At 45.7% G+C, this 7,266-nt stretch carries 4 protein-coding genes and 1 pseudogene; all 5 read right to left on the bottom strand.

Features of this window, described 5'->3' with window-relative positions; all coding sequences use genetic code 11:
* Positions 1-376 precede the first annotated feature (376 nt).
* Complete coding sequence (locus BTA30_RS21245; RefSeq protein ID WP_076763885.1) at positions 377-1,435, bottom strand: enoyl-CoA hydratase/isomerase family protein; 1,059 nt, start codon at positions 1,433-1,435, stop codon at positions 377-379.
* A 15-nt stretch (positions 1,436-1,450) separates the two neighbouring features.
* Entirely contained in the window at positions 1,451-2,236 is a 786-nt protein-coding gene (locus BTA30_RS21240) for an enoyl-CoA hydratase-related protein (protein WP_076763887.1), read from the bottom strand.
* 101 nt (positions 2,237-2,337) lie between these two features.
* On the bottom strand, positions 2,338-3,789 hold the full coding sequence (locus BTA30_RS21235; RefSeq protein ID WP_239695199.1) for a CoA-acylating methylmalonate-semialdehyde dehydrogenase: 1,452 nt from the start codon (positions 3,787-3,789) through the stop codon (positions 2,338-2,340).
* Positions 3,763-4,404: pseudogene (locus BTA30_RS24010) on the bottom strand (NAD(P)-dependent oxidoreductase); the annotation flags it as partial. The pseudogene BTA30_RS24010 and the gene BTA30_RS21235, both read right to left, overlap by 27 nt.
* Before the next feature lie 15 nt (positions 4,405-4,419).
* Positions 4,420-6,135, bottom strand: coding sequence for an acyl-CoA dehydrogenase FadE (locus BTA30_RS21230; protein ID WP_076763881.1), 1,716 nt, complete (start codon positions 6,133-6,135; stop codon positions 4,420-4,422).
* Positions 6,136-7,266: the final 1,131 nt, after the last annotated feature.

Genomic DNA, 7,266 nt, shown 5'->3' with positions numbered 1-7,266 from the left:
CCATTTCTTTAATGTTTCCAGGACCATAAGGACCAATTTGTCGCACATATGAGAGACGATAGTTTGGAAGGGTATCGACTTTCATATTCATATCTTCTTTTTCCTTTCTGGATGATATTTGATACCTTTCGAATGCTATCATGATATAAAAATATCATCATTTGTTTTTTTAAAAATGCTAAAATCCCTTCACTGTTTGCTGCCTTCTCAACTAACGGGCAACTTTAGTTAAAGAAGTCAACCTAAAAAAGCCGAGAAGGAATCGACTTAAATTTACAATTTGCTTTGTCAATTTAACAACATCCAATAAACACGCATTTTTAAATAAGCGCTTCCGCAAAAAAGAGCCGACGTCTAAGGTCAGCTCTCCTTTTGATCATCGGGCAGATTCAGAAGGGTGAAAGAACTGATTCACCACTTCATCTGTTACATCTGAAACGTGTTGATACTCATAGTTCGGTGATTGATCACGATCGATAAGGACGGACCGCACTCCTTCAAAGAAATCATGATGTTTCAAAAAGTTCTTGGCAAGCATCAGATCTGTAGCAAAGCATTCTTCCATCGTTTTTTGTTTGCCGCCCGCCAGTTGTTTTAATGTGATCTTCAATGAAAATGGAGACTTTGAAAGAAGCCGTTTCTTCACATCCACGCTAAAATCGCTTCCCTCGCTTTCGAGCGACTGAAGGATCTCTTCCAACGTATCAAACCTAAAGTGATGATCAATCGCTTTTTGATAAGGAGCGAGCTTGCTCTCTTGCGAAGGCTCAGTCCGACATTCTTCGATCATCTGATCAAGCTTTTCCTCAACTTTTACATGGTTCCAGTTCGTATGTTCCACTTTTTGAATCAATCGCGCTAAATCGTCACTCTCCATGTAGATGTCTGAGCCGTTCATATACAGCACATCAGCTGCATGTATAACAGACGCCGTTAAGCCGAGATAGCGCCCTAAGTACCCGGGCGCTTTGTTTAAAAAATAGGCTGCGCCGACATCCGGAAAGAAGCCGATATTCATTTCGGGCATCGACCATTTCGTCCTCTCCGTCACAATCCGATGACTGGCCCCATACGTCAGGCCGACCCCTCCGCCCATCACAATGCCGTCCAAGCAGGCGATGATCGGCTTTGGAAATTGATAGACTGCCATGTCGACCTCATACTCTTTTTCAAAAAACCGCTCTGCATCTTGCAAAGCTGATGTTGACGAACGAGCTTCATAGAGTGTTTTAATATCACCGCCGGCACAAAGCCCTTTTGAACCTGCACCTTTTATGACCACGACAGAAATGTTATCGGCTGTCTTCCATTCTTTTAACTTTTCGTCAATCTGACAGACCATTTCATAAGTGAGTGAGTTGAGCGCTTTCGGACGGTTCAGAACAATGGCTGCGGTGCCATTTTGATTGACGGAAAACAACACTTCATCGGACATCTTGATCAACTCCTTTTATGAATGATGAAAATTTGGTTTGCGTTTCTCAACGAATGCGTGAATTCCTTCTTTGGCATCGGAAGTCAGGAACAGCTCGGCAAATCTTTTTCGTTCCCTTTCCAGCCCTTGTTCCATGCTCTCGCTGCTGCCTTGTATGATACATTCCACTGCACGCATGACACTGGTCATGCTTTTGCCTTCTACAAATGACGCCGCGACAGCAGTTGCCGTCTTCAACAGTTCCTCTTCTTTCACCGCCAGCTGCGCGATCTTAAGCTCTACCGCCTCATGAGCTGAAAGTGTTCGGCTCGTCAGGATGAGATCAAGTGCTGTGGCTGTATCCGTGATTTTGCGAAGCCGCTGCGTGCCTCCAAACGCGGGAATCAGACCGAGCTTTAATTCTGGCAGACCTACTGTCGCCTGATCTGAAACGATTCTGAAGTGGCAGCTCATCGCCAGTTCAAGACCTCCGCCAAGAGCTGGTCCGTTTATCGCGGCAATGACGGGTTTTTTAAGAGCTTCGATTTCATCACAGAGCGCTTGGCCTCCTTCAGCGAGCGCCAACCCTTGTTCCTGATCCCCTAATTTTGAAACGAATTCTTTTATGTCCGCTCCTGCCGCAAAGAAGCGGCCTGCTCCTGAGATGATAACGGCTCTTGTGTCATCATCCCGGGCCAGTTCCTGAAAAAGGGATCGCATCTCGGCGATACAGGAAGAAGATAGCGTATTTGCTGGGGGATTGTTCAATGTGACGGTCGTGATACCATTTTCCTTTTCAAGCGTTACGTATGTGTAGTTCAACATTTATCCCTCCTGATTGAAGATAGCTGTTCAATAGAAAAGACCCCTCTAAAAAGTGTTTATCCTGCAATTAGAGGGATCCTATTTTAGAGATTCTCAGGTTAAAACCAGCGTTCGGTGACGACTTTTTTACGTGTGTAAAACTGGACGCCGTCTTTTCCGTTTGTTCCAAGATCCCCATAGAAAGAGGCTTTGTTCCCTGCGAAGGAGAAAAACGCCATTGGGGCTGGTACATTGACATTCACGCCGATCATGCCGGCATCAATTTTGGTGCGGAACTGCTGCACGCTTTTGCCGCTCGATGTGTAAATAACAGCACCGTTGGCAAATTCGGAATGATTGGCGAGTTCGATTCCCTCATCAAGGTCTTTTACTCGCACGACACTCAATACCGGCGCGAAAATTTCGTCCTGCCATATTTTCATGTCCGGTTTCACATGATCGAAAATCGTAGCTCCCACATAGTATCCTTCCTGAACATCGGGATCGCGTCCGTCTACCGCTAATGCGGCTCCTTCTTTTACACCGCTGTCAATATAATCAAGGACGCGGTTTTTGTGGACTTCACGGATCAGCGGGCCAACAAAGTGATCCTCGGATCTGCCGTCTCCTGTTTTCAGCTTTCGCGTTTCAGAAATGAGCAATTCCATAAATTCATCGGCGATCTCATCAACGACCGCCGCCACGGAGCAGGCCATACAGCGTTCCCCGCTGCTGCCGAACGCCGCTCCAATGATGCCTTGAACTGTTTTTTCAAGATGGCAATCCGCCAGGACAATCGCATGGTTTTTAGCCCCGGCAAGCGCCTGAACGCGTTTTCCGTTCGCTGTCCCCGTTTGATACACATACCTTGCTACCGGCTCTGACCCAACAAAGGAAATGGCTTTGATATCTTCATTCTCCAATAAACCGTTCACGACGTCTTTACCGCCATGGACAAGGTTCAGGACACCTTTAGGAAAACCTGATTCATAGAACAGTTCTACAAGTTTCTCTGCAAGAATAGGTGTTCGTTCTGAAGCTTTTAGGACGAACGTGTTTCCGCACGCGATGGCGAGTGGAAACATCCACAGGGGAACCATCATTGGAAAGTTAAATGGCGTAATACCGGCAACGACTCCTAGCGGATAGCGCCAGATCGATCCATCGATGCCGTCTGCTATGGCGGGCAGAGATTCTCCCATCATTAAAGTAGGTGCCGCGGTCGCAAGCTCTACGACTTCGATTCCTCGCTGCACTTCTCCGCGGGCATCCTTTAAGGTTTTGCCGTTTTCCATCGTAATGATGTCTGCCAACTGTTCTTTTTGCTCTTGTAGAAGCTGCAGGTATTTGTATAAAAGTCTTGCCCGGTTGGGCACAGGCACCAATGACCAAGTCTGATAAGCATGTTGAGCGGCCTGTACGGCGCGATCCACATCCGCTCTTGTAGATAGAGGCACATAGGCGATTATTTTTCCGTTTGCAGGATTGACCACTTCTTCGACTTCGGCACCTGTAGAATGAACCCATTCTCCATTGATATNNCGGCTCTGCCCATAACTAACGTTCAGCATCTCAAACAATTGATCAAGATCCAAATTGCTGTTTTTCGCAAGATGCAGAGCTTCGCTCACACCGGCTGTATAAAATCCAATCAAGAGGTTGTTGATCAACTTCGTGTTCGTCCCGCTGTCGATGTTCTCATTTACATGAAAAATATTCTCGCCCATTGCGTTAAAAACAGGCACTGCCTGATCAAAAGCGGACTTCGCACCTCCTGCCATAAAGGTAAGTGACCGGTTAATCGCCCCGATCACACCGCCGCTGACAGGCGCCGCGAGAAAATCAACGCCTTTACTCTCTGCTGCCTCTGCAATCCGCTGATTCAGTTCAGGAGCGACCGTACTCGTATCGATCAGCAGGATGCCGGGGTCAGCCAGTTTTACAAGTCCCTTTTCCCCTAGAAAAACCTCTTCTACGGCGTTTGATGAAGGAAGGCTTGTCAGGATGACGTCACAAAGTTCAACCATCTTTTCAACCGAAAGGCCGATCGTTCCTCCTGCTTGATGAAAGGACATCTCAGCATCTTTGTTGAGATCCATTCCATACACCATAAAGTTTGCCAGAAGCAAATTTTTCGCCATTGGAAGACCCATGTTGCCCAAACCGATAAACCCGATTTTTTTCACAAGACTTCACTCCGTTCACACAATATATTTTTCATGATCGGCTATTCTTTCTGCAATTTTACGCTTTAGAGTAAACAGGTTGCTGAAGAGGGGTAAAGGAAGGCTGCGAATCTCTTTCAATACGAGTTTTCTTTCGGCTTCATCTGGTTCTATCCCTGATAAGAAGGTCACCGCCATCTCTTCGATTCTCCGGAAGCCTTCTTCACAAATGATGTTCGTCATCATCTCTTTCAATCGCTCTTTTTCTTTCCCGCACCGTTGTATCGCTTTTTCCGTCCGAATGACAACAGATTCCATCACATAGATTTCTTTTTTCATGTCGGCGGCGAGCCGTGAGTATTCCTGCTCCTGCTGAATGTTAATGTTAGTGCGTGTCAGCGCGTTTAAAGATTTGTTGAGAAGCCGGTGAGACAGGTGAATGAATTGCTGGTTTCGGTTTCCTTCCTTGTTGAATTGATTTTCAAACCTTGTGCTGACGTTTTGCTGCGCCTCTTTCATCAAAAGTTTGGCGATTGTCAGTCGGTTGATTTCGTTTGTACCTTCGAAAATCCGGCTGATCCGCGCATCTCGGTACAACCGTTCCACTTCATACTCCTGCATGTATCCGTATCCGCCATGAATCTGTACGGCTTCGTCTGCGATCCGGCCGAGTACTTCGGAGCAGTTTACTTTATTGATCGCACATTCGGATGCATAGGCTGCCAGTTCTCTCAATCTATCGTCTAATGGATCAGCACAATCAAAAACATTGTCTAAGCTGTCTGCCGTCCTGTAGGCGGCGCTTTCCGCTCCGTAAATCGAAATCGCCATATCCGCAATCTTTTCTTGAATCATGGAAAAACTGATGACCGGTCTGTTAAACTGTTTACGCTGTTTAGCGTAGCTTACGGAAAGCCTCAATGCTTGTTTTGATGTCCCGATGTTCGAAAACGCCAGCTTTAATCGCGCCATGTTTAGAATGTTCAAGGCCACGTGATGCCCTTTTCCGACTTTTCCTAAAACATTCCCGATAGGTACTGTGACCTCTTCCAAGATTAAGGTTGCTGTCGAAGACCCTTTGATCCCCATCTTTTTTTCTTCAGGTCCGATCGAAACCCCTTCGAACGACCGCTCGACGATAAATGCGGTCATGCCCTCAGCCGTTTTCGCAAAGACAACATATACATCAGCCACTTGTGCGTTTGTAATCCACTGTTTTTCACCATTTAAAATCCAGGCTGTTCCTTCCTCATTCAAGACGGCCGTCGTTTTTGCGTTTAAAGCGTCTGATCCTGCGCTGGGCTCTGTTAGGGCATATGCTCCGATCCATTCTCCCGCAGCGAGCTTCGGAAGGTATTTTTGTTTTTGTTCTTCTGTTCCATAATAAACGTATGGCAATGTCCCGACACCCGCATGAATATTAAAGGAAACGCTGAACGACCCGCCCGCTCCCATCTTCTCGGCTACAAGCCCTGACAGCTTCTTGTTGAGAGAGAGGCCGCCGTATTGCTCCGGCACTTCGATACCGAGCAGGCCGAGCGCTCCCGCTTCTTGAAACAATTTTTTAACGTTCCCGTGGTCATGCTGATCAATCGATTCAAGAAGGGGCATGACTTCGTTTCTGACAAATAATTCTGTCGTTTTTGAAATGAGTTGATCTTCCTCAGTAAAATCTTCCGGCGTAAATCTTCCAGCTGTCGATTCATGATGAGAAATAAAGGGTTCATCCAATCGAATTTTTGCTTTGCCCATCACGTTCCTCCTCGCTTTCACTCATGAATTTAGCGATGATAAAAACAAAATGAATCCGCTTACATTTATTTCGTGATACGAGTTATAGACTCCTTTTCTTATTGTGTGTTTTTAAGCTGAAATATTCGTATATAGGCGCCCGCAAGGATATCGGATAGATGATCAGAAAGCCAAAATCCTGAAATACTTCTTCGGATTTGAGTGCCCAGGAGAAGATCGTATCTGCTCTTTCGATAACCCTCTCCTATCTTTCACCGCCCCCGGGCATCCGTCCGGGGCGACGATGATGACTGGATGAGCCGTCTCTTTGATCAACCTGATTTTTTGAACCATCTCTTCTTTTGTTTCGAGCGATTTGCCATTTTAGGCAACTGCTGATCGGCTAATGGAACGAATGCCGCTTCTCTTAAATTCGATATCAATATCTGCCGAAGCCTGCAAATTAGTGGCACACACAAAGTCTCTGGCTGTTTATGAAAATATGAAAGCATCCTCACACCATCTAGTCCATGAAAAAACGTCTCTTTAGCTTCTAATCGTATCTTCCTCCCATCTCCCAATAGCTCTTTATATATTTTTGTAAGCCCTTTCATGATTGTTCAAAAAACTTCTTTTTCTATACTCTTTCCTATCCGGATGAGGAAGCCTGCGAATGTGACTTTCACCACTTAAGTTGCATGATGCACGTTTGAAAGCAATCAGTCTCATACTCTACTGTTCCAAACAAAAAAGCCCTCCTCGAACCTTCCCGTTTTATGTTGCTGAGACTAAGTCTTACAAAACGCTCCCAAATACAGCTGCGGGACAGCATTGGGCTTTAACCGAGCTCCCCCTTTTAAGCTGATTCATATTTGGTTTTCAAACTAAGCATATCAAATAAATGGAAAATTTCCAAATGTTTTTGCGGTTGTATTCATTTTACTTCTAAAAGCTTGGTTATATTCCCAAATCAACAGGATGGCCAACCTTTTCTAGCGGCTGATGATCTTGTTATTTTTTATGATCGAATCTGCACTTGCCCAAAAAGTAAGAGCTTCCTGTCCCTTCAACCTTAGATGAAGCGTGCAACAATCGCCGCTTCAGAACCATCCATGCCTTTCATGTCATAGATACGGCTCTGCCCATAACTAA

The sequence above is a fragment of the Bacillus swezeyi genome, assembly GCF_001969815.1.
GTDB classification, from domain to species: domain Bacteria; phylum Bacillota; class Bacilli; order Bacillales; family Bacillaceae; genus Bacillus; species Bacillus swezeyi.
This window is presented reverse-complemented; position numbering and strand designations above follow the sequence as displayed.

Coding starts and splice junctions, on each gene's coding strand:
- BTA30_RS21230 (WP_076763881.1), bottom strand. CDS start 6,135: ATGGGCAAAGCAAAAATTCGATTGGATGAACCCTTTATTTCTCATCAT.
- BTA30_RS21245 (WP_076763885.1), bottom strand. CDS start 1,435: ATGTCCGATGAAGTGTTGTTTTCCGTCAATCAAAATGGCACCGCAGCC.